Annotated in this window: 16 protein-coding genes; 6 read left to right on the top strand and 10 right to left on the bottom strand. The window is 73.1% G+C overall.

The features are described 5' to 3' along the window. Nucleotides 1–53: 53 nt before the first annotated feature. Nucleotides 54–803 carry a GntR family transcriptional regulator gene (locus ACT2CW_RS28440; RefSeq protein ID WP_037950007.1) on the bottom strand — a complete coding sequence of 250 codons (750 nt, stop codon included), beginning with the start codon at nt 801–803 and terminating at the stop codon, nt 54–56. A gap of 42 nt (nt 804–845) precedes the next feature. Continuing rightward, nucleotides 846–2,267 carry a homogentisate 1,2-dioxygenase gene (hmgA, locus tag ACT2CW_RS28435; protein ID WP_445518672.1) on the bottom strand — a complete coding sequence of 474 codons (1,422 nt, stop codon included), beginning with the start codon at nt 2,265–2,267 and terminating at the stop codon, nt 846–848. Nucleotides 2,268–2,353: 86 nt separating this feature from the next. Here hmgA and ACT2CW_RS28430 point away from each other — a divergent pair, with 86 nt between their 5' ends. The 4 genes from ACT2CW_RS28430 (at nt 2,354) to ACT2CW_RS28415 (ending at nt 8,364) form a co-directional block, all read left to right on the top strand. After that, entirely contained in the window at nt 2,354–3,031 is a 678-nt protein-coding gene (locus tag ACT2CW_RS28430) for a TetR/AcrR family transcriptional regulator (protein ID WP_330810975.1), read from the top strand. A 216-nt stretch (nt 3,032–3,247) separates the two neighbouring features. Beyond that, nucleotides 3,248–5,476, top strand: coding sequence for a molybdopterin oxidoreductase family protein (locus tag ACT2CW_RS28425; RefSeq protein WP_445518671.1), 2,229 nt, complete (start codon nt 3,248–3,250; stop codon nt 5,474–5,476). Nucleotides 5,477–5,598: 122 nt separating this feature from the next. Then, nucleotides 5,599–7,062: a CitMHS family transporter gene (locus ACT2CW_RS28420; RefSeq protein WP_414084193.1), complete on the top strand. Its 1,464-nt coding sequence runs from the start codon at nt 5,599–5,601 to the stop codon at nt 7,060–7,062. A 3-nt stretch (nt 7,063–7,065) separates the two neighbouring features. Continuing rightward, on the top strand, nt 7,066–8,364 hold the full coding sequence (locus ACT2CW_RS28415) for an MFS transporter (protein ID WP_445518670.1): 1,299 nt from the start codon (nt 7,066–7,068) through the stop codon (nt 8,362–8,364). Between the two features lie 23 nt (nt 8,365–8,387). Here ACT2CW_RS28415 and ACT2CW_RS28410 read toward each other — a convergent pair whose 3' ends face one another. Next, the gene (locus tag ACT2CW_RS28410) at nt 8,388–8,906 is read right to left on the bottom strand and encodes a DUF402 domain-containing protein (RefSeq protein ID WP_445518669.1); all 519 of its coding nucleotides are present in this window, start codon (nt 8,904–8,906) and stop codon (nt 8,388–8,390) included. 51 nt (nt 8,907–8,957) lie between these two features. Here ACT2CW_RS28410 and sigJ point away from each other — a divergent pair, with 51 nt between their 5' ends. After that, complete coding sequence (sigJ, locus tag ACT2CW_RS28405; RefSeq protein ID WP_445518668.1) at nt 8,958–9,911, top strand: RNA polymerase sigma factor SigJ; 954 nt, start codon at nt 8,958–8,960, stop codon at nt 9,909–9,911. Continuing rightward, the gene (locus tag ACT2CW_RS28400) at nt 9,908–10,690 is read left to right on the top strand and encodes an aminotransferase class IV family protein (protein WP_445518667.1); all 783 of its coding nucleotides are present in this window, start codon (nt 9,908–9,910) and stop codon (nt 10,688–10,690) included. The genes sigJ and ACT2CW_RS28400 overlap by 4 nt, the downstream gene beginning before the upstream one ends. Nucleotides 10,691–11,737: 1,047 nt before the next feature. Here ACT2CW_RS28400 and ACT2CW_RS28395 read toward each other — a convergent pair. The 7 genes from ACT2CW_RS28395 to ACT2CW_RS28365 all read right to left on the bottom strand — a co-directional run bounded on the left by ACT2CW_RS28395 (nt 11,738) and on the right by ACT2CW_RS28365 (nt 22,605). Further along, nucleotides 11,738–13,975 carry an MMPL family transporter gene (locus ACT2CW_RS28395; RefSeq protein WP_445518666.1) on the bottom strand — a complete coding sequence of 746 codons (2,238 nt, stop codon included), beginning with the start codon at nt 13,973–13,975 and terminating at the stop codon, nt 11,738–11,740. 111 nt (nt 13,976–14,086) lie between these two features. Then, the gene (gene pcaB / locus ACT2CW_RS28390) at nt 14,087–15,520 is read right to left on the bottom strand and encodes a 3-carboxy-cis,cis-muconate cycloisomerase (protein WP_445518665.1); all 1,434 of its coding nucleotides are present in this window, start codon (nt 15,518–15,520) and stop codon (nt 14,087–14,089) included. A gap of 8 nt (nt 15,521–15,528) precedes the next feature. Beyond that, the gene (locus tag ACT2CW_RS28385) at nt 15,529–17,520 is read right to left on the bottom strand and encodes an FAD/NAD(P)-binding protein (protein ID WP_445518664.1); all 1,992 of its coding nucleotides are present in this window, start codon (nt 17,518–17,520) and stop codon (nt 15,529–15,531) included. A gap of 36 nt (nt 17,521–17,556) precedes the next feature. After that, a complete protein-coding gene (locus ACT2CW_RS28380; RefSeq protein WP_445518663.1) occupies nt 17,557–18,384 on the bottom strand; it encodes a transmembrane-type terpene cyclase in 828 nt (275 codons plus the stop codon). 74 nt (nt 18,385–18,458) lie between these two features. Then, the gene (locus ACT2CW_RS28375) at nt 18,459–20,078 is read right to left on the bottom strand and encodes an AMP-binding protein (RefSeq protein ID WP_445518662.1); all 1,620 of its coding nucleotides are present in this window, start codon (nt 20,076–20,078) and stop codon (nt 18,459–18,461) included. Nucleotides 20,079–20,431: 353 nt separating this feature from the next. Further along, on the bottom strand, nt 20,432–21,400 hold the full coding sequence (locus tag ACT2CW_RS28370; protein ID WP_445518661.1) for a UbiA family prenyltransferase: 969 nt from the start codon (nt 21,398–21,400) through the stop codon (nt 20,432–20,434). Then, nucleotides 21,397–22,605 carry a 4-hydroxybenzoate 3-monooxygenase gene (locus ACT2CW_RS28365; RefSeq protein ID WP_445518660.1) on the bottom strand — a complete coding sequence of 403 codons (1,209 nt, stop codon included), beginning with the start codon at nt 22,603–22,605 and terminating at the stop codon, nt 21,397–21,399. Before ACT2CW_RS28365 ends, ACT2CW_RS28370 begins: the two co-directional genes overlap by 4 nt. Nucleotides 22,606–22,613 lie beyond the last annotated feature (8 nt).

Here is a 22,613-nt window from a genome sequence, read left to right as displayed (position 1 = left end):
CGGGGAGGGGACAGATCCGCCGCAGGCGTTACCAACGCGACGGGACAGCACACCTAGTCGGCTTCGACCGTCACCGAGAACGAGAACCGGTCGCCCCGGTAGTGGATGCGGGCCACGTCCACCACGCGGCCGCTCTCGTCGTAGGTGACCCCCGTGTAGTGCAGGATCGGGCTGAGCAGCGGGACCTGGAGCAGCCGGGAGGTCTCGGGGTCGGCGAGCCGGGCCTCCACCGTGTCCGTGATCCGGCTGATCCGCACCCCCACCGCGTCCCGCAGCACCTTCGTCATCGGCCAGCGGGCGAGGTCCGCGAGGTCGATGCGGTCGGCCAGCTCCGGGCGGACCAGGTTCTCCGCCCAGTTGGTGGGCTCGCCGCTGTGGCCGTCCCGGCGCAGCCTGCGGTACGCGGCCGCTTCGTCCAGGTCGGGGAAGTACTCCGCGAGCGCCGCCGGCACCGGTTCCGGGCCGTGCTCCAGCACCGTCGTCCGCTCACCCGACTGCTGGGCCACGATCGCGTCCACCGACCCCAGCAGCCGCACCGGCGCGGCCCGCCGCGCGCTCGGCTCGATGAACGTGCCGCGCCGCCGGTGGCGGCTGATGAGCCCCTCGGTCTCCAGCTCCTTCAGCGCCTGCCGCATGGTGAGCACGCTGACCCCGTAGTGCTCGGCCAACTGGTCCTCGGTCGGCAGCCGCAGGGGATCGTGCGGGGCCCGCCCGAGTATCGAGGCCCGCAGCGACTGCGAGACCTGGTACCACAGCGGCAACTTGCGGTTGAGGGCGAGGGAGTCGGGGGCGAAGGTGGTCACACGGTCTCCGGTCGACGGCGGCAACGGCGGCAACGGCGGCGTTCAGGGGGGGAAATGGCGCTCCAGACCCTGCCATACGTCGTCATAGCGCCCCTGGAGGTGGTCCGCCTCCAGCGCCTGCCGGGTGGCCGTGACCGGCCAGCGCGTCTCGAACATGAAGGCCAGCCCGTCGTCCAGCCTCTGCGGCGCCAGCTCGGCCGCGCTCGCCCGCTCGAAGGTCTCATGGTCCGGGCCGTGCGCGGACATCATGTTGTGCAGCGAGCCACCGCCGGGGACGAAGCCCCCCGCGCCGCCGGTCTTCGCGTCGTACGCGCCCTCGATCAGCCCCATGTACTCGCTCATCACATTGCGGTGGAAGTACGGCGGCCGGAAGGTGTCCTCACCGACCAGCCAGCGCGGGGCGAAGACCACGAAGTCGACGCCCGCGAGCCCGGGGGTGTCGGAGGGCGAGGTGAGCACCGTGAAGATGGACGGGTCCGGGTGGTCGTAGCTGATGGTGCCGAGCACATTGAAACGGCGCAGGTCGTACACGTACGGCACATGGGTGCCGTGCCAGGCGACCACGTCCAGCGGCGAGTGGTCGTAGGTGGCGGCCCATAGATTGCCGCAGAACTTGTTGACCACCTCCACCGGCCGCTCCACGTCCTCGTACGCGGCGACCGGGGCGAGGAAGTCCCGGGGGTTCGCCAGTCCGTTGGCGCCGATCGGGCCGAGGTCGGGGAGGGTGAAGGGGCGGCCGTAGTTCTCGCACACATAGCCGCGCACCGACGGCTCCAGCGGCTCCACCCGGAACCGCACTCCGCGCGGGATCAGCGCCACATGCCCCGGCTCGGCGCGCAGCAGGCCGAACTCGGTGTGCAGCAGCAGCCCGCCCCGCTCGGGGACGATCAGCAGCTCGCCGTCCGCGTCGCTGAACACCCGATCGGTCATCGGGGCGTTGGCGGCGTAGAGGTGGATGGCCATCCCCGCGCGCTGGGTAGCGTCGCCGTTGCCGCCCAGCGTCCACAGCCCGGCCAGGAAGTCGGTGCCCTCCGGCGGCTCCGGCAGCGGGTCCCAGCGCAGCCGGTTGGGGTCGGGCGCGGCCTCGGTGAAGGGCGCCCCGCGCAGCGCGCCGCCCGCGATGCGGGTGAACGGCGGATGCGCGGCGGAGGGCCGGATGCGGTACAGCCAGGAGCGCCGGTTGGTGGCGCGCGGCTCGGTGAAGGCGCTGCCGCTCAGCTGCTCCGCGTAGAGCCCGAGCGGTGCGCGCTGGGGGGAGTTGCGGCCGATGGGCAGTGCGCCGGGCACGGCCTCGCTGCTGTGCTCATTGCCGAAACCGGAGGCGTAGACCAGCTCTTCGGCCGTCTTGCGCGCCCGCTCGATGCCTCGCTCGATGTCCCGCTCGACGCCCCGCTCGATGTCCTGCTCGTGTCCTCGCTGCTCGCCACGCCGCTCGCCGTGCCGGATCCCCGTGCCGTCGCCCATCGCGCGCTCCCACCGCTCTGCCGCACACCGCTGGTTTCCCCTTTATTCCTATGTCAGACGATAGGAATCGAAACCCGGGCCCGTCAATGATCGGGCAGGATGGTGGCGTGCCCATACCGCCCCTCCGCCGCCATCCGGTCCAGCGCCGCAGCGCCGAGCGCCTCGGCCGGATCCTCGACGCGTGTGCCGAACTCCTCGACGAGATCAGCTACGAAGAGCTGAGCACCCGGGCCGTCGCCGAGCGCGCCAACGTGCCCATCGGCTCGGTCTACCGCTTCTTCTCCAACAAGCGGGCGATGGCCGAGGCCCTGGCCCACCGCAATCTGGACGAGTACGCCGCGCGGATCACCCGGCGGCTGGCCGCCTCGGACCCGGCCTCCGGCTCCGGTTCCGCTTCGGGGCCGGACGGGCGCGGCGGCTGGCGGGAGGCGATGGACGTCGTCGTGGACGAGTATCTGGCGATGAAGCGCGGGGCGCCGGGCTTCGCGCTCATCGAGTTCGGCCATCCGGTCCCGGCCACCGCGCCGCCGGAGCAGCCCAACCATCTCGTCGCCGACCGGCTGCGGACGCTGCTCGCCGACCGGCTCGGGACGGGCCGGGACGAGGCGGCCGAGGAGCGGCTGCGGGTGGCCTTCCTGCTCGCGGTCGAGGCGGCGGACGCGCTGCTGCGGCTGGCGTTCCGGATGGACCCGGAGGGTGATCCGGCGATCGTGGCGGAGACGAAGGAGCTGCTGCGCGCCTATCTGGCTCGGGTCCTGGACTGATCCGGGTCCCGGACTGATCCGAGTCCTGGGCTGATCCGGGGTCCCGGACTGATCCAGGGTCCGCTGCGAGGTCCGGTCGAACCGGGAGTTCCCGTCGGTCCCAGGCCCGGTCTTCCGGGAGTTCCCGCCGATCCCTCCCCGACATGCCTACCAGTCGGTATGGTGAGCGGGTCCGGCGCGTCATCGCGGCCTCGCCGCCGTCCCTGGGAGAGACCGATGAGCACTGCCCCGCGTATCTGCCCGCTCTGCGAGGCCACCTGCGGGCTGACCCTCACCATCGAAGAGGGGAGGGTGACCGGGGTGCGCGGCGATCGCGAGGACATCTTCAGCCGCGGCTTCATCTGCCCCAAGGGCGCCGCGTTCGGGCAGCTCGACGCCGACCCCGACCGGCTGCGGCGCCCCCTCGTCCGCCGTGCCGGGCGCCTCGTGGAGACCGGCTGGGACGAGGCGTTCGCCGCCGTCGCGGAGGGGTTGGCCCCGCTGCTGCGCGAGCACGGGCCGCAGTCCGTGGGGGTCGTGCTCGGCAACCCCAATGTGCACACCGTGGCCGGCGGGCTCTATCCGCCGCTGCTGCTCGGTGCGCTGCGCACCCGTAACGTCTTCAGCGCCAGCACCCTTGACCAGATGCCCAAGCATGTCTCCAGCGGGCTGCTGTACGGGGACGCCAACGCGCTTCCGGTGCCTGACCTGGACCGTACGGACCATCTGCTGATGCTCGGCGCCAACCCGCTGGACTCCAACGGCAGTCTGTGCACCGCCCCCGACTTCCCCGGGCGGCTGCGGGCCCTGCGGCGGCGCGGCGGCCGGCTGGTGGTGGTCGACCCCCGGCGCACCCGTACGGCCGCGCTGGCCGACCGCCATGTGGCGATCCGGCCCGGCACCGACGCCCTGCTGCTCTTCGCCATGGTGCAGGTGCTGTTCGCCGAGGACCTGGTGACCCCGGGCCCGCTCGCCGAGCATGTCAGCGGGGTGGCGGAGGTGCGGCGGCTGGCCGCGGACTTCCCGCCGGAAGCGGTGGCCGAGGCGTGCGATGTGCCCGCCGAGGAGATCCGCACCCTGACCCGTGAGCTGGCCGCGGCGTCCCAGGGTGTGGTGTACGGGCGGGTCGGCTCCACCACCGTCGAGTTCGGCACCCTCACCAGCTGGCTGGTCGATGTGGTCAACGTGCTCATCGGGCAGCTGGACAGCCCCGGCGGCATGATGTTCCCGCTCGCCGCGACCGGCCGCCGGGAGCGCCCGGCGCGGCCCGGGAAGGGGTTCGCGCTCGGCCGCTGGCACAGCCGGGTCAGCGGATATCCCGAGGCCAAGGGCGAACTGCCCACCGTCGCGCTGGCCGAGGAGATCGAGACCCCGGGCGAGGGGCGGATACGGGCGGTGCTGGCGCTCGCGGCCAACCCCGTGCTCTCCGCGCCGGACGGCGACCGCCTGGACCGGGCGCTGGCCGGGCTCGACTTCATGGTCAGCGTCGATCCGTACCTCAACGAGACCTCGCGCCACGCCCATGTGGTGCTGCCCCCGCCGCCGCCCAGCCGCAGCCCCCACTTCGACTACGCCTTCAACAGCCTGGCCGTGCACAACCAGGTCCGCTACACCCGCCCCGCCATCCCCCTGGAGGCGGACCGGCTGAGTGAGAGCGCCATCCTGGCGCGGCTGGTGCTGTGCGTGAGCGGGAACGGCGGCGCCGACCCCGAGGCGGTGGACGCGATGGCGATCCAGGGGACGCTCGGCAAGGAGGTCGCCGACCCGTCCTCGCCGGTGCACGGACGCGACCCCGGCGAACTGGCCGCGCTGCTGACCGGGGTGGACGGCCCCGAGCGCCGGCTGGACATGATGCTGCGGCTGGGCCCGTACGGCGACGGCTTCGGCGCCGCCCCCGAAGGGCTGAGCCTGGAGAAGCTGCTCGCCCATCCGCACGGCATCGACCTGGGCCCGCTGCGGCCGCGCGTGCCGGGGCTGCTGAAGACCCGCAGCGGCACGGTGGAGCTGTGCCCGGAGCCGCTGGCCGCCGATGTGGAGCGGCTGCGCAGGTCGCTGGCCGACCGGCCCTCGGGGCTGCTGCTGGTCGGCCGCCGCCATCTGCGCTCCAACAACAGCTGGATGCACAACGTCCCGGCCCTGATGGGCGGCAGCAACCGCTGCACCCTCCAGGTGCACCCCGAGGACGCCACCCGGCTGGGGCTCGTGGACGGTGGTCTGGCCCGGGTCAAGGGCGAGGGCGGGGAGCTGGAGGTGCCGGTCGAGGTGACGGACGCGGTACGGGCCGGAGTGGTGAGCCTGCCGCACGGCTGGGGCCACGCCCGCCCCGGCGTCCGGCTGTCCGTGGCCGGGGCCCGGCCCGGGGTCAATGTCAACCAGCTCTTCGACGGCTCGCGGCTGGATCCGCTCTCGGGGACGGCGGTGCTCAATGGCCACCCGGTGCGCGTATCACCCTCGCTACGGCACTGACCTGGGGTTTTGCGCTTATTGCTCACGCGTCAAGACCTTGTTAACGGAAAGTTGCGCAACCTAACGTCGCCTCGACCGCCAATTCCGGGGGAGTTCAAAGGCGAACGTGAGGTAGCCAAACTATGCTGACCATCCTCGGCTTCGTCATGATCGCGACATTCCTTGTCCTGATCATGATGAAGAAGATGTCCCCGATGGGCGCCCTGGTGCTCATCCCCGCGCTGTTCTGTGTGCTTGTCGGGAAGGGGGCGCACCTCGGGGACTACGTCCTCGAGGGCGTCGGCGATCTGGCACCCACGGCCGCGATGCTGATGTTCGCGATCATCTACTTCGGGGTGATGATCGACGTCGGCCTCTTCGATCCGATCGTCCGGCTCATCCTGCGGTTCTGCAAGGCGGACCCGATGCGGGTGGTGGTCGGCACTGCGATCCTCGCGGCGATCGTCTCGCTCGACGGCGACGGCTCCACCACCTTCATGATCACCGTGTCGGCCATGGTGCCGCTCTACCGGCGGCTGAAGATGAGCCTGGTGGTGATGACCGGCGTCGCGGCCATGGCCAACGGCGTGATGAACACGCTGCCCTGGGGCGGTCCGACCGCCCGCGCCGCCACCGCGCTCAAGGTCGACGCCAGCGACATCTTCGTGCCGATGATCCCGGCCCTCGCGGTCGGCCTGCTCTTCGTGATCGCCCTCTCCTACGGCCTGGGGCTGCGCGAGCGCAAGCGGCTCGGCGTGCTGACCCTGGACGAGGTCACCGCCGGCGACCCGGAGCAGGTGCTGGTCGGCGCGGGCTCCGGCGGCAAGGGGGCCAAGGGCCGTAAGGGCGTGAAGGCCGCGCCGACCGGCGGCGGAGCGGGCTCCGGCACCGACGCGGAGGCCCCGTCCCCGAAGGGCTCCGGCTCCTCGGATTCCCCCTCCCACGAGGGTGAGGACGACGACGAGCTGAAGGGGCTCGACCCCCACCGCGCCACCCTGCGCCCCAAGCTCTACTGGTTCAACGCGGCCCTGACCGTCGCGCTGCTCGCCCTGATGGTGACCGAGACCATGCCGATCCCGGTCCTCTTCCTGCTCGCCGCCGCCGTCGCGCTCACCGTCAACTTCCCGAACATGAAGGACCAGAAGGCGCGGGTGGCCGCGCACGCCGAGAACGTCGTCAACGTCTCCGGAATGGTCTTCGCCGCAGCCGTCTTCACCGGCGTCCTCACCGGCACCGGCATGGTCGAGCACATGGCCCGCTGGCTGGTCGACGGCGTCCCCGAGGGCATGGGCCCGCACATGGCCATCGTCACCGGTGTGCTGTCCCTCCCGCTCACCTACTTCATGTCCAACGACGGCTTCTACTTCGGCATCGTGCCGATCCTCGCCGAGGCCGGAGCCGCCCACGGGGTCTCCGCGCTGGAGATCGCCCGCGCCTCGCTCGTCGGCCAGGCCCTGCACATGTCGAGCCCGCTGGTCCCCGCCGTCTACGTGCTCGTCGGCATGGCGAAGGTCGAATTCGGCGACCACACCCGGTTCACCGTGAAATGGGCGGCGCTCACCTCGCTGGTGGTGCTCGCCGCAGGTCTCGCGTTCGGCATCATCTGAGCCGTGAAGATCTCGAAGCCCGGTAGGGGCTGGCTGCTGCGCCTGGTCATCGCCTTCTCGTTCACACAAGGGGCGGTGAGCATGGCGCGGCCGGCCGTCTCCTACCGGGCGCTCGCGCTCGGTGCCGACGCCCGTGCCATCGGTGTGATCGCCGGTATCTACGCCCTGCTGCCGCTGTTCGCCGCCGTACCGCTCGGGCGGCGCACCGACCACGGGCGGTGCGCCCCGCTGCTGCCCATCGGGGTCGCCCTCATCGCCACCGGCTGCGCGTTCAGCGGCACGGCGGGATCGCTGCCCGCGATGGCCGCGTGGAGCGGGGTGATGGGCCTCGGCCATCTGTCGTTCGTCATCGGCGCCCAGTCCATCGTCGCCCGCCAGAGCGCGCCCGAGGACCAGGACCGCAACTTCGGCCACTTCACCATCGGCGCCTCGCTCGGCCAGCTCATCGGGCCCATCGCGGCCGGTCTTGTGGTCTCGGAACACGACGGGGCGATGGGCCGCACCAGCGCCGCCGCGCTGTTCGTCTCCGCCGCCCTCGCGGCCTTCTCCGTCACCTCGCTATGGCGCATCGAGCGCCGCCCCGACGGCACGGCGGCCGGGCCCGCCGAGGAGGCCCCGGCCCGCAAGGTCTCCGTACGGTCCATCCTGACCACCCGCGGGGTCGCCTCCGGCATGTTCATCAGCCTCGCGGTGCTCTCCGCCACCGACATCCTCACCGCCTATCTGCCGGTCGTCGGCGAACAGCGCGGTATCTCGCCCGCGGTCGTCGGTGTGCTGCTCAGCCTGCGCGCCGCCGCGACGGTGGCCTGCCGGCTCGCCATGACCCCGATGATCCGGCTGATGGGCCGCACCGTGCTGATGGCCGTCAGCTGTCTGGGCGCCGCGCTGCTGTGCGCGGGCATCGCCCTGCCGGTGCCCGCCTGGGCGCTCGGGGTGCTGCTGGCCGGGCTCGGCTTCTGCCTCGGCGTCGGCCAGCCGCTGTCGATGACGACCGTCGTCCAGGCGGCCCCCGAGGGGGCGCGCAGCACGGCCCTCGCGCTGCGGCTCACCGGCAACCGGCTCGGCCAGGTGGCCGCGCCCGCCTCCGCCGGTCTGCTCGCGGGGCTCGCGGGCACCGCCGCCCCCTTCGTCATGCTTGGCGGGCTGCTGTTGATATCGGCGGCGATAGCCGTCCGGCCACTGCGCGGTCGCGCGGGCGCACCTCACTCCGGGGACCGGCCGGTGCCGGAGAAGGGGCCTGCCAAGGGGCGTACGGAGGAGTCGTCCTCGGCCTCGCGGGGCACGGGACGGCCGCCCCGGTGAGGTGACAGTGAGCTGGGCCGGGCTCAGGGCCGCTCGCCGTCGACCATGGCCAGCCACGCCCTGGAGGCGTCCCCGAACGGCTCGGCGCGCCCGTCGACCGCGTCCATCAGCCACCGCCCCGCCGCCTCGGCCTCCGCTATGACCTTCGCCGGATAGCCGTACCGCACCTGGTGCTCGGCGAACTCGTCCTCGTCGTCCATCAGGGTCGAGCCGTCGGTCCGCTTGCGGATCACATCGAGGTCCAGGTCCACCATCGAGACCTCGTGGGAGGAGAGCCACTCGGGTGGCGTGGCGATGTCGCAGTAGATCTCGGTCTCCCGGGGCGGGGCGTTGAACGCCGCGGTCCACCACGCGTCGCGCGGGAGGAGGACCACATGCGCGCAGGCGATCGGCACCATCGGGCCGTACCCCTTGCGCATCACGCCGCCGCCTGGGAGCCCCAGCCAGACGCCGTGTTCGTCCTCGCCCAGCCTGCGCATCCGCAGGTTCCAGTGCAGAGAGCCGTCGTACTTGCGGTAGTTGACGGATACGAGATCTGGCATGAGCCGATCCTATGCGGTGGCCGGAGCGGCGTGCCGCCTACCATCGGTGCAATGGACACCCCCGTATCGCCGTGGAAGGACCGCGCGGGACCGCAGGACAGGCCGGTGCCGGATGCGGGGAGCGAGGACTTCCTCCACCACCGTGAGCTGCTCTTCTCCATCGTCTACAACATGCTCGGCACGGTCGCCGACACCGAGGACGTGGTGCAGGAGACCTGGCTGTCCTGGGCGTCGGTCCAGGACAAGGAGATCGCCAACCCCCGGGCCTATCTGGTGCGGATCGCCGTCAACCACGCGCTCAGCCAGATGCGCCGGGCCCGCCGCAGCCGGGAGAGCTATATCGGCCCCTGGCTGCCCGAGCCCGTGCTGACCGGACCGGACACCCCCGACACCGCGATCCGCACCGAATCGGTGTCCCTGGCGATGCTGGTGGTCCTGGAGACGCTGACCCCCTTGCAGCGGGCGGTGTTCGTGCTGCGCGAGGCGTTCGCGTACGACCACGCGGAGATCGCCGCGATCCTGGGGCGCAGCCCGGCCGCCGTCCGCCAGCTCGCCCACCGCGCCAAGGAGCGCGTCGAGGCCCGGCGGCCGCGGTACGACCTCGACCGCTCCACCCAGCGCATCGTCACCGAGCGGTTCCTCGACGCGGCCATCGGCGGCGACCTCGACGCCCTGATGGACGTCCTGGCCCCGGAGGTGGTCATGTGGAGCGACGGCGGGGGCAAGCGCCGCGCCGCGCTCCGGGTTGTCGAGGGCCGGGACAAGGTGGCCCGTCTCGTCGCCGCCGTCAGCGCGCGGTTGCCCACCTTCGACGCGCGCCCGGTGCAGATCAACGGGGGCCCGGGGGTGGTCCTGTTCCTCGGCGGGACGCTGTACGCGGCCGCTGTGTTCGACCCCGCGCCCGACGGTGAGCGGGTGCGCGGCATCTACGGTCTGATCAACCCCGACAAGCTCGGGCGACTCGCCGAGTCCGTCCACCCCCCGGCTGCCAGACTGGCCCCATGACAGAGCTGAACGGGGAACCGGCGGGCGTCCGCGAGCTGACGGCGCTGGCCATGACCAACTACGGTCACTTCACCACCATGCGGGTGGCGGACGGTCGGGTGCGCGGGCTGTCCCTCCATCTGGACCGGCTGGTACGGGACTGCGGTGTGCTGTTCGGCACCGACCCGGACCGGGACCGGATCCGCGAACTGGTCCGGCGCGCGGTCGCGGACACCGAGGGGCCGCTCACGGTCCGGGTGACCGTGTACGACCCCGACCTCGGCCTTGAGCGGCCCGGGGCCGAGGCCACCCCGCGGATCCTGGTCACCACCCGGCCCGCCGCCGCGCCCTCGCTGCCCCCGCTGAGCGTGCGCACCGCGGCGCACCACCGCGATCTGCCGGAGGTCAAACATGTCGGCCTGTTCGGGCTGTTGCGGCTGCGCCGCCTGGCCCAGCTCGACGGCTACGACGATGTGCTGCTGACGGACGAGCGGGGCGCGGTGTCCGAGGGCGCGACCTGGAACGTGGGGTTCTTCGACGGCGAGCGCGTGCTGTGGCCGGACGCCGTGTGTCTGCCCGGCGTCACGCAAGAGCTCGTCCGCCGCGGCCACGGCGGCCCGCAGCACACCGAGCGGATCGACCGGGAGCGGCTCGGCGACCTGCGGGCGGCGTTCGCGCTCAACGCGGGGGTGGGCGTGCGGGCGATCCGGTCGATCGACGGGGTGGAGTTCGACCCGGAGCATCCCGTCCTGGCCACGCTGCGCAAGGAGTACGCCACGACGGAAGCGGAACCGCTGTAGGCAGGACGGGGACTGTGCCGCCTGCGGCGGGCCGTTCCCCTCCCCGCCCCTTCCCGAAACTGGGGCTCCGCCCCAGCCCCCGGAACGGGGCTCCGCCCCCGGCCCCGGAACGGGGCTCCGCCCCTGACCCTGGGCCGGGGCTTCGCTCCAGGCCCGGGTCGGGGCTTCGTCCCAGGCCTTGGGCCGGGGTTCCGCCCGAGGCCTCGGAGCGGGCTTCGCCCCAGACCCCGTCCCGGGGCTCCGCCCCAGGCCCCGAGCCGGGGTTCCGCCCCAGGCCCCGGGCCGGGGCTCCGCCCCAGCCTCTGGGCTGGGGGTCCCGGGCTCCGGGGCGGGGTCTCGTCGCAGACGCCGGTCCGGAGCTTCGCCTCAGGCCCCGTCCCGGGGCTCCGCCCCTGACCCTGGGCCGGGGCTTCGCTCCAGGCCCGGGTCGGGGTTCCGCTCCAGGCCTCGGGCCCGGGTTCCGCCCCGGACCTTGGGTCGGGGTTCCGCCCGAGGCCCTGGGTCGGGGTTCCGCCCGAGGCCCTGGGTCGGGGCTTCGCCTCAGGCTTCGGTCCGGGACTCTGGCCGAGACCCCGGGCCGGGGTTCCGCTCCAGGCCCCGGGTCGGGGTTCCGCCCCAGGCCTCGGGCCGGGGTTCCGCTCCAGGCCCCGGGTCGGGGTTCCGCCCCAGGCCTCGGGCCGGGGTTCCGCTCCAGGCCCCGGGTCGGGGTTCCGCCCCAGGCCTCGGGCTGGGGTTCCGCCCCAGACCCCGGGCCCGGGTTCCGGCCCAGGCCCCGAGCCGGGGTTCCGCCCGAGGCCCTGGGTCGGGGTTTCGTCCCAGGCCTCGGGCTGGGGTTCCGCTCCGGGCCCCGGGCCGGGGCTCCGCCTTCCCCATGGCGTCCATGTGCGGCTCCGCCGCGCGGCGGGGGGCGCCCCGTCGCCCCGTCGCCCCGGCGGCCCGGGTTCCGGGGTCCAGGGGCGGGGCCCCTGGTAGCGGGAAGGGGCGGGGAGGGGAAAGACCCGCCGGACGCCCCGGAGCGTGGGTCGGCCACACGGGCCCTCTCTCGCGTCAGCCCGTGAGGGCCCGGTCGCCGGTGTGCCGGGGCGTCGGCGTCGTGGGTTCCTCGCGTAGGCCGTAGCGGCTGTGCAGTCGCCGCAGAGGGGCCGGGGCCCACCACGTGGCGCGGCCGCCCAGCCGCATCGCCGCGGGCAGTACGGCCCCGCGGATGAGCGTCGCGTCCATCAGCACGGCCAGCGGCAGCCCGACCCCGTACGCCTTCACCAGCGAGATGCCGGAGACGGTGAAGGCCAGGAAGACCACCGAGATCGCCACCGCCGCCGCGGTCACGATGCGGCCGGTGCGTTCCAGCCCCTGGGCGACGGCGGCCGTCGGCGAGCCGGTCAGGTCGTACTCCTCGCGCATCCGGGACAGCAGGAAGACCTGGTAGTCCATCGCGAGCCCGAAGGCGAGGCCGAAGAGCATCACCGGGATCGTGGCGGCGATGTTGCCGGTCGGGGTGAAGTCGCCGAACAGCCCCGCGAGATGGCCGTCCTGGAAGACCCACACCAGCGCGCCGAAGGTGGCCGTCAGGCTCAGCGCGCTGAGCACCAGCGCGAGGAACGGCAGCAGCACGCTTCCGGTCACCAGGAACAGCAGCACCAGCATGGTCAGCAGCACCGTGCCCAGGGCGTACGGAAGCCACTTCTCCAGCGCCGCCGCGGCGTCGTGGTTGGTGGCCGCCGCCCCGCCCACCAGCGCCTCGAACGGCGCCTTCTGCGACCGGATCTCGCCGACCAGCCGGTCCGCGTCGTCCGCGCCGGCCGTCTCCGGCACCACGGAGAAGTAGACGGCGTCACCCGAGGCGAAGCGCGCGTAGCGCTGGTCGGGCGGGGCGGCCTGGCGGCCCTCGGCGTAGGCGCCGGTGGCGGTGCGCACCGCGGCCACATGCGGCAACTGGGACAGCCGCTTGGCGTACGCGCCGACGGCCGCCCGGTCCGAGCCGCCCTCGGGCGCCACGACCTGGAGCGCGTTCTGCTCACTGCTGTCGAACTCGGCGCGCACGGTGTCGGCCACCTGACGTGCCGACGAGGACGCGGGCATCACCCGCTCGTCCGGCATACCGAGGTTGATGCCCAGGAACGGCGCCCCGAGCAGCAGCAGGAACGCGGTCACGATGGTCACGATCGGCACCGGGCGCCGCATCACGGTGGTGGCCAGCCGGTGCCAGAAGCCGCTCTCCACGCTCCGCGCGGCGGCCTCGGAGTCCGCCCCGCGCCGCCTGCGGAACACCCGGCCCTTCTCGATCCGGTCGCCGAGCAGCGCGAGCAGCGCCGGCAGCACGATGAGCGAGGACGCACCGGACAACAGAGCCGTGAGCGCCCCCGCGTAGCCCATGGACCGCACCGCCTGGAGCGGGAACCAGGCCATGGCCAGGGACGAGACGGCCACGGTCAGCGCCGAGAAGGTCACGGTGCGCCCGGCGGAGGTCAGCGTCGCCCGGATGGCCTCCGGCGGGGCGAGCCCCGACCGCAGCTCCTCGCGGTAGCGGCTGACCATCAGCAGGCTGTAGTCGATGGCGAGGCCCAGCCCCAGCAGGGTCACCACGCTCGCCGCGAGCGAGCCGACCGTCGTGACGCTCGCCAGGATCCACGTCAGCCCCATCGTCAGCATCATCGCCACCAGGGCGACGGCCAGCGGCAGCGCGGCGGCCACCGCGCTGCCGAAGATGAACACCAGCGCGACCAGGGTGATCGGGATGGCGACCGTCTCACCGGTGGTGGCGTCCTTCTGGCCCTGCTCCAGCAGCTCCCGCTGGAACTTCGTATAGCCGCCGACCTTCACCTCCAGCCCGTCCCGCGCGCCCTCGTAGCGGTCCGCCAGCTCGGCGACGCGCTTCTGCGAGGAGGTGTCGTCCCCGGTGATCGTGCCCATGATCAGGGCCTTGTGACCGCTCTCGCCGCGCAGCTGCGGGGCCTTCCCGGTGGTCCAGTAGGAGCTGACGTTCGCCACTCCGGGTTCCCCGCCCAGCCTCCGGGTGAGCTCGGTGCCCGCCGCCGTCACGGACGGGTCGTCCACCCGCCCCTTCGACGTCACCAGCAGGGTGAGATTGGGCAGCCCCTGCCCGAACCTCTTGTCCAGCGCGGTGATCGCCCGCGATGACTCGGACTTCGGATCGTCGAAACCGCCCGCCGTCAGCTTGTCGAACAACGTCGTACTCGCCACCCCGCCGACCACGGCGAGCAGCAGGCCGACGACCAACACCGCCAGGCGCTTCCGCACGACGAAACCGGCCAGTCTGTCCAGCATTCCCTCTTCCTTCCTCAAGCGCACCGGGTCTGGAATCCCGTCACGGCATCCCAGACGCCGAGCCCCTCCCGGATGTGACATCCCCGGCCGACACCGCTCCACGAGCGGCCGTCAGAACCGGTCCCGGCGCTCCTGAACCGCCCGGTCCACCAGCGGCCCGGCCGCCCCCGGATAGTTCGCCGGGTCCAGCAGGGCGGCCAGCTCCTCCGATGTGAAACGACCCGCGAGCTCGGGGGCGTCGGCCAGCACCTCGCCCAGCGTCCGCCCGCCGCGCGCCGCCTCCGCCGAGGCCCGGGCCATCAGCTCCTTCGCGGGCCCCTTGCCCAGCACCGGGGTCAGGGCCGCGGCCAGCCGCTCGGAGACGATCAGCCCGCCGGTCAGCCCCAGATGGGCGCGCATCCGGTCCGGGAAGACGGCAAGACCCTCGACCAGTTCGACGGCCGTGTGCGCCGCCCCGCCCGTCAGCCGCAGACACTCGCGCAGCGGAAGCCACTCGGCGTGCCACGCCCCGGCCGGCCGCTCGTCCTCCGCGAGCATGCACCCCATGACGGCGCTCGCCAGCGCCGGCACCTGGAGCGCCGCCGAGCGCACCAGCGTGGCCAGGGCGGGGTTGCGCTTGTGCGGCATCGCGGAGGACACCCCGCGGCCCTCGGCGGCGGGCTCGGCGACCTCGGCGGTCTCGGTGCGCGACAGCAGCTGCACATCCACCGCGATCTTGCCCAGCGCCCCGGTGGCCAGGGCCAGTTGGGCGGCCAGCCCCGCGACCGGCGTACGGGCGGTGTGCCAGGGCAGGACGGGCTCGTTCAGCTCGACCTGCGCGGCGAACTCCGCCGTCAGCCGCTCCGCGAACTCGCCCGGCCCCGGCGCCCCGGGCCGCGTCCCCCGGTCCATCTGGGCGTACTCGGTGTAGCCCGCCAGCGTGCCCGCCGCGCCGCCGAGCTGCACCGGCAGTTCGTGGTCGCGGATCCGGGCCAGCCGGGCGGCCGCGTCCGCCACGCCGCTCAGCCAGCCCGCCGCCTTCAGACCGAAGGTGGTGGGCACGGCGTGCAGGGCGAGCGTACGGCCGGGCATCAGCGTGTCCCGGTGCGCCACGGCCAGCTCGCGCAGCGCCCGCGCGATCCGCTCCAGGTCCGCCACCAGGGGCACGAGGGTCCGGCGCGCCACCAGCATGGCGGCGGTGTCCATGATGTCCTGGCTGGTCGAGCCGCGGTGTACGTACTCCGCGGCGGCCGGGTCCGCCGCGGCCACCAGCGCGGTGAACGCCCGGACCAGCGCCACCACCGGGTTGGCCGCGCCCCGGGCCAGCCGGGCGATCTCCTCGACGTCCAGGCGCTCGGCACGGGCGAGGCCGGTGATGGTGCGGGCCGCCGCCTCGGGCACCAGGCCCAGGCGCGCCTGCGCCCGTACCAGGCCCGCCTCGGCATCCAGCATCGCCTGGAGCCAGGCGCCGTCCGACGTGGTGGCCTCGGCCGGGGTGCCGGCTCGGACGGGGCTCAGCAGGCCCGCGTCGGCATGGCGCGGGGCGCCGTCGGTCGTATCGCTCATGGCGTCGGTCATGGGACGGAAACCTCGATGGTCTCGGGGCCTGTGGGGCCGTTGGGGTCGGTGGGCGAGCCGTCGCGCAGTGCCAGCACGGCACGCGAGATGGCGTCGGCATCGGAAAGGATCACAGAGCCGACGCCCGGCCGGACACCCGCGGCCGTGGCCCAGTGGACGGATTCGGTGGGCACGCCGAAGGCGAACCGCCGTGGATGCGGCCGCCCCGCTCCATCCAGCAGGTGGTAGGGGCTGGGCCCCACGGCGAGCCCGCCCGTCTCGAGGCCGCCCCGCCCATCGCCCGTGCCGCCGACCGCATACGGCCCGCACTGACCGCTCGTCAGCAGCCCCGACAGCAGCGGATCGGCGCTGGAGCGCACATCGGTGCCCGGCAGCCGGGCGTCGATCAGCGTGGTCGCCCGCCGTCGCGAGCCGGGCACGGCACGGGACTCCAGGACGAAGGCGCCCTCCTCGGCGTCGGCGCGCGCCACGGTGCGCGGGCCCAGCACGGTCAGCACACCCGCCTCGATGAGCGCGACCGCCTCCTCGATCCGCCGGGCCGGGGGACCGATCGACACGAAGGCGTTCAGCGGGGTGTACCAGGCGTCCAGGTCCTCGCGATGCGAACGGGCCGTCAGCCCGCCGTGGTCCACCACCAGCCGTATCTCGTTGCGCAGATCGCGCAGCACATCCAGGGCCGCCTTCAGCGGGCCGTGCACATTGCCCGCGCGCGCCGCCTCCAGATCCGCCCGCAGATACCCCAGCAGCCAGGACCGGAACGCGGCGGGCGAGCGGAGGCCGTCGGCGGGGCAGGGCCGGGCGATCCGGCCCCAGTTCCAGCGCTCCCGGAGCGGGATACCGCTCTCGGTCAGCAGCCGGTCCTCCGCCGCGCTGCCCCGGGGAGCCGACGGATAGGCGGCGCGCAGCCGGTGCGCGGCCGCCTCCCGCCCCCGGGCGGTGAGCAGCGCGGTGTAGTAGACCGTCTCCACCTCCTTGGAGATCAGCGGCCACAGCTCGGAGCGGAAGTCCAGACCGCCCCGCTCACGGGCCCGCCGCCGCAGACCGCGGATCACCTCCGGGGTCAGCACCAGCGGGTGGTGACGGCCGTGCGGGCCCTTCTGGTTCTCGCCCCGGGAGTGGAACGGCACGCCCCGGCGCGAGCCCGCCAGCAGCCGCGGCTCCCGGCCCGAGGGCCGGTAGACCAGACGTCCCGCCCGCCGTTCGAACCGGCCGTCCCGGCCCTCGGTGAGCAGCGCCAGATAGTCGAAGAAGTTCAGCCCCAGCCCCAGCAGGCCCACCGCCTCCCCGGGCCGGACGCCGGACAGATCCACCTCGGCCGGACTGGCGGGCGGGAGATAGCGCAGGCCCCGCGCCTCGGCGAAGGCCGCGTGGGCCGCCTCCCGCGGCGAGCGCCGCTGCGGCAGATGGCCCTGGGCCAGCACCACCGCGTGCAGCCCCGCCAGCCGGGTGCCGTCCTCCAGGACGACGGTCTGCGCCCCGCCCGCCGTGCGCTCCTCGAGCCCGACCGCCCGTGAGCGGTGGGACACCGTGCGGACGGACGCGGGAGCGGTGCCGGTCACCCGGCGGTGGACCCACTCCAGATAGTGCCCGTGGAAGGCGCGGGTGGGGTACGAGTCGGGGCCCAGGCGCCGCGCCTCGGCGAGGACGTCCTCGCCGTACCCGGCCTCGTACCCGACCTCGTCGAGACCGCCGGTGAGGCTCACGAACCGGGCCCACTCGTACAGGCTGGGCCCGGGGAGCACCGGCCCGGCCATCTCCACGGTCTCGTCCGTGAACAGGGTGACCTGTCCGGCGACGGTGTTCATGAGCAGATGGCGGGACTGGTCGGAGCGCCAGACCCGCCCCGCCCCCGGCGGATACGGGTCCACCACATGGACGGTGACCGAGGTGGTGGGCGCCTGCGCGGCGTTGGCGCACAGCCGCTCCAGGACCGAGAGCCCCCGGGGCCCGGCACCGATGAGGCAGACGTCCAGACGTTGCGTGGTCATGGTCATTCTCCGTGGACGAAGGGTCCGGGACGCGGCTCAGCCCGAGGCCGCGCCGCGGACGGCCGCCTCCCGCTCCTCCTCCCGCTCCTCGTGGTGCGGTGTGCCGGCCGGTGCGATGCCGCCGGGGGCGCCGGGGTCGTCGGGGACCTCGGCCGGGCCCCGGTTCCAGGCCCACGGCGAGCGGCCCTCCTCGCGGACCTTGCGGTACAGCAGCACGCAGTAGGCCGCGTCGATGGTCCAGACGGTCAGGAAGAGGAAGATGAACAGGTGGTGGCCCGGGTACATCACCAGCACCGTCCAGCCCGCGAAGAACGATCCGATGCCCTTGGCGAGCGCCACGTACATCGACTGCCCGAGCGAGGAGCCGCGCCGGTTGAGCATGAAGATGAAGGACAGGCTCAGGAAGACGTTCAGCCCGGTGCCGGTGTAGATGCCGGTGGCGTCCTTGAGCTCATAGGTGGTCATGATGTGGAAGACCGCGGACCAGGCGATGACGCCGAAGACCATCCACCGGAAGGCCCGCCGGCTCATGCCGGGATAGTCCTTCCATCCGTAGGCCAGCGTCTGCCGGAGGATGAAGCAGTCGACCAGGAACCAGCTGAGGTTGATCGGGCGTTGCACATCGGCCTGGTCCAGGATCAGGGAGAGGGTGAACTCCCAGGCGAGGTTGACCTCGACCACGAAGACGGGAATCCCCACCCGCTTGTCCAGTTTGGCGCGATAGATGGCGAGTCCGTACGCCACCAGCCAGCCCGATGCGCACGGGCCCATCAGGATCCAGAACAGCCAACTCGGCCGGTCCGCCTCCGGCAGCGTCACCGGGGCGACGTTCGGGAGGTCGATGAGAGCGGGCGGGAACCACACGGCTAATTACCCCTCGTTCATGGTGGATGCGGTCGTCTCGATGCGTGCTGTGGTGGTGCGATGCGCGGCGCGGGTCAGGTCCACTGGCCGGTGCCGTAGGTGTCGCCGGAGCCCAGCAGCCGTTCGCGCAGCTCCCCCCGGCGCACCTTCCAGGTGGCGGTGCGCGGCATCTCGTCCCAGGGGACGAGCCGGGGCTTGTCCATCTCGGGCAGGCCACGGCAGGCCCGGTCCCACTCCTGGGGGTCCAGGGCGTCGTCGCGCATGCACAGCACCGGGATCGGCGGCTGCCCGGGGACCCCGAGCACGATCACCTCGGAGGCCCGGTCCAGCCGGTCGAGCAGCGTGGACTCCAGCTCGATGCTGCTCATCCCGGGGATCATGTCGACCTCGCGGTCGATCAGCCGGATGCGGCCGTAGCCCGCGTACTCGCCCAGGTCGCCGGTGTTCCACCAGCGGCCCTGGTCCTTGGCGCGGTGCCGGTCGTCCTCGCCCAGATAGGTCAGACACCGCGACTTGGTCCTCACCATCAGCAGCCCCGGCTTCCCCCGGGGCCGCTTGCGGCCGGTCTCCGGGTCCACGACCTTCACCCGGACCAGGGGCGGGAACCCGACGTTGGTGGCGTCGTGCGCCCGGGGTTTGCCCGGACGGACCATGGAGCGGGTGGCCACCCCGGCCGCGATGCCCGCGATCTCCGACTGCCCCACGCCCCAGGCCCACAGCGGCAGCCGGACCCGGGAGGCGCCGAGGAACTTGCGGACCGTCCTGGGGTGCACCGCGTCGAAGGTGCTGATGAACCGCCGTACGCCCGCGAAGAGTTCGGGCCGGGTGTCGGCCAGCTCCTCCCAGTACTGGAAGACGTTCGGACAGGCCTCCAGCGAGGTGGGCGGGTGCGCGGCCAGCATCCGCGCCACGTTCTCCAGACCCGGATCGGAGAGGATCACCATCTTCCGCGGCCCGCGGAACAGCGTCCCGTTGGTCCAGGACAGATTGCGGTTGTGGGCGAAGGAGATCCCGCTGGCCACCACGTCCCGCGGCCGGGAGGTCATCAGCGGCAGCCGGTAGGACTCGATGCGGAACGGCACGGCCGCGAGCGTGGTGGCGGGCGAGTGCACCACCAGCTTCGGCACGCCCGTGGTGCCCGAGGTGTGGGTGACCAGCATGGGCTCATGGCGGCCGCGGAACCGCACCGGCGGGCGGGCGCCGCCGCGCACATCGTCGATGCGCAGTGTTCCGCCGGGCAGCCCCGGGCGGTCCTCGCCGACGGCCACGAGCGTCAGCCCCGGGTCGTCGAGCGCGATCCCGGCGGCGGTCATCCGCTCCAGCACCGTGGTGCCCATCACCAGGACCTTCGGGGAGATCCTGGTGAGCAGGGTGCGGATATGGGCCTCCGACCGGATGGGCGCGATCATCACCGGCAGCGCCCCGAGCCGGGCGGCGGCCGCGGCGAGCAGGATGAAGTCGTAGTGGTTCTCCTTGACGATGGCGAGCCGGTCGCCGTGGCGCAGCCCCGCCCCGTACAGCCAGCCCGCGGCGTCCTCCACGGTCGCCGCCAGGGCGGGTACGTCGAAGCGGGTGCCGGAGTCCGGGGCGATGTCGAAGGGCCGGTCCAGATGCATGACCGTCGGCCTGCCCTGTTCGGCGGCCCAGTGGAACAACCGGCCTACGTTGACGGGCTGTTGAGAACGCGCCGCCATGCTCATCTCCTTGGATATTGGATAGGGGTGCGTACGGCTGGGACGGGGGTACGGCTGGGGCGTATCCGGCGGGTGGTGGCGCCTGCGGCGGGCCACGCGGCGGAGCCGCATATCGTTGCCGCCCCCTCCCCGCCCCTTCCCGATACCAGGGGCTCCGCCCCTGGACCCCGGACGGGCTGAAATCAGCCCCTCCGGCGTTTGAGGAGCGGGGCTCACCCGCCACGCCCGGCGGCACGGGCCGGAGCAGCCCCTCCGGCGATTGAGGAGCGGGGTCTGGGGCGGAGCCCCAGTTGAGGGAAGGGGCGGGTAGGGGAACAGCCCGCCGCAGGCGTACGCGTACCGCCGGACACCCCCTAGGACAGGACATACAGCGCAGGCGCCAGCAGGCCCAGGAAGCCCAGGTCATAGGCGTAGAGCCCGAGCTTGCGGGCGCTCAGCCAGCGCCCCCGCAGCGGGCCCTCGCGCAGCTGGGCCGCGTGGAGAGCGGTGGCGGGCAGGAGGGTCAGCACGGTCCACCACGGCCACCGGGTGGCCAGGCCCAGGACGCAGATCAGCGTGGCCGAGGCCAGGAAGAACACGGCCATGGCGGTCTTGTAGACCCGCGGCCCGGTGGACGCGGCCAGCGTGCGGCGGCCCACCGAGCGGTCCCCATCGGCGTCGTTGACGTTGGAGTAGCTGCTCACCATCACCAGCCAGAGCCCCAGCAACAGGCCCACCAGCACCGCGGGGGACGACCAGTGCCGCTCCACCGCCAGATACGGGGCCAGCAGCCCGGCCGTGGTGGCCAGGCACAGCAGCGTCTCCGCACCGCCCCGGTGGTAGCTCAGCCGCAGCCCGGCCGAGTACTGCACGCTGAAGAAGAACCCGACCCCGTAGAGGAGGTACGCCACCGCCGGGGCCCGCCAGTCCAGCGCCCAGAACGCGCCGGTCCCCGCGAGCACCGCGACCGAGGCCGCGCAGGCGATGAACCGCACCGCCTCGCGCTCGGTGACCGCCCCGCTGAGCAGCGGCTTGCCGCGGATGTCGCGCTTGGTGTCACCGGCCTTGTAGTTGCGGGCGTCGCTGCCGTTGCGGAAGCCCACCAGGTCGTCGGTGGCGCAGGTGCAGGTGACGATGCCCATGGAGCCGAGCAGGAACAGCAGCATCGCGGCGGTGGTCCCCGGGCGGTCGCGCGCCTGCGGGCTCAGGGTGAGCCACGCCATGCCCCAGCCGAAGTAGTTCTGGTACACGAAGATCTTCGACAGCCGGAACAGACCGCGCGCCACGTCCCCGCCGCTGCGGGTGCGCGCCGTCGTCCGGCTCTCGCTCGTCAGCGACGTCACGGCCGACCTCCCCGGGCCGGGGTCCGCTCCCGCGCCAGGCCCACATAGTTCTCGGCGAAGTTCCGCGCGGCGGCGGGGGAGCCCACCACGGCCTTGAGCCGGGCGTGCTGGAGGCGTTCGTCGAACACCCGGCCCTCCGTCGGCCGGTGCAGCAGCCGCGACATCCAGTCGGAGAACTCCTGCGCCTGCCAGACCCCGGGCAGGCAGGCGGCCGAATAGCCGTCCAGCGGGCCGCGGTCGCCGGTTTCGTAGAACTCCCGGAAGGCCGCGGCGAGTACCTTGATGTCCGCCACGGCGAGGTTGAGCCCCTTGGCCGCGGTCGGCGGCACGATATGCGCGGCGTCCCCGGCCAGGAACAGCCGCCCGTAGCTCATCGGCTCGGTGACGAAGCCACGCAGCGCCACACAGCTCTTCTCCAGCACCGGCCCCTCGGCCAGCTCCGGGGCGCCGTCGATGTCCAGCCGGGTGTGCAGCTCCTTCCAGATCCGCTCATCGGGCCAGTTCTCCACCGACTCACCGGCCTCCACCTGGAGATAGAGCCGGCTCACCGCGGGCGAGCGCATGCTGTGCAGCGCGAAGCCGCGGCCGTGCACCGCGTAGATCAGCTCCTCGGCGGCGGGCGGCGCCTGGGCCAGCACCCCGAGCCAGGCGTACGGATACGAGCGCTCGTAGGTCGTCAGCGCGCCGGGCGGCACGGACCGGCGGGAGACCCCGTGGAATCCGTCGCAGCCCGCGACGAAGTCACAGGCGATCTCCACCGGTTGGCCCGCCACCGTGCAGCGCACGGCCGGTGTGTCCGTCTCCAGACCGCGCAGTTCGACGTCGGGGACGTCGAACCACAGCCGCGCCCCGGCCGCCGTCCGGGCCCGGATCAGGTCCTTCACCAGCTCCTGCTGGCCGTACATATGGACCGTCCGGCCGGTCAGCTCGGTGAACGGCATCCGGTGGGCGCGCGCGCCGAACCGGAAGACGAAGCCCTCGTGGACCAGCCCCTCACGGTCCAGCCGGTCCGCCAGACCGGCCTCGCGCAGGAAGTCCACGGTGCCGCCCTCCAGCAGCCCGGCCCGCACCCGCTTCTCCACGTAAGTCCGGCTCCGCCGCTCCAGCACGATCGAGTCCACCCCGGCGAGCTGGAGCAGATGGGAGAGCAGCAGACCGCCGGGGCCCGCCCCCACGATCGCGACCCGCGTTGTCAGGCGCTTCACGGATCCCC

Source organism: Streptomyces sp. NEAU-174 (assembly GCF_052665095.1).
Note: the sequence above shows the minus strand (reverse complement) of the source record. Positions and strands in the feature narration are given on the sequence as shown.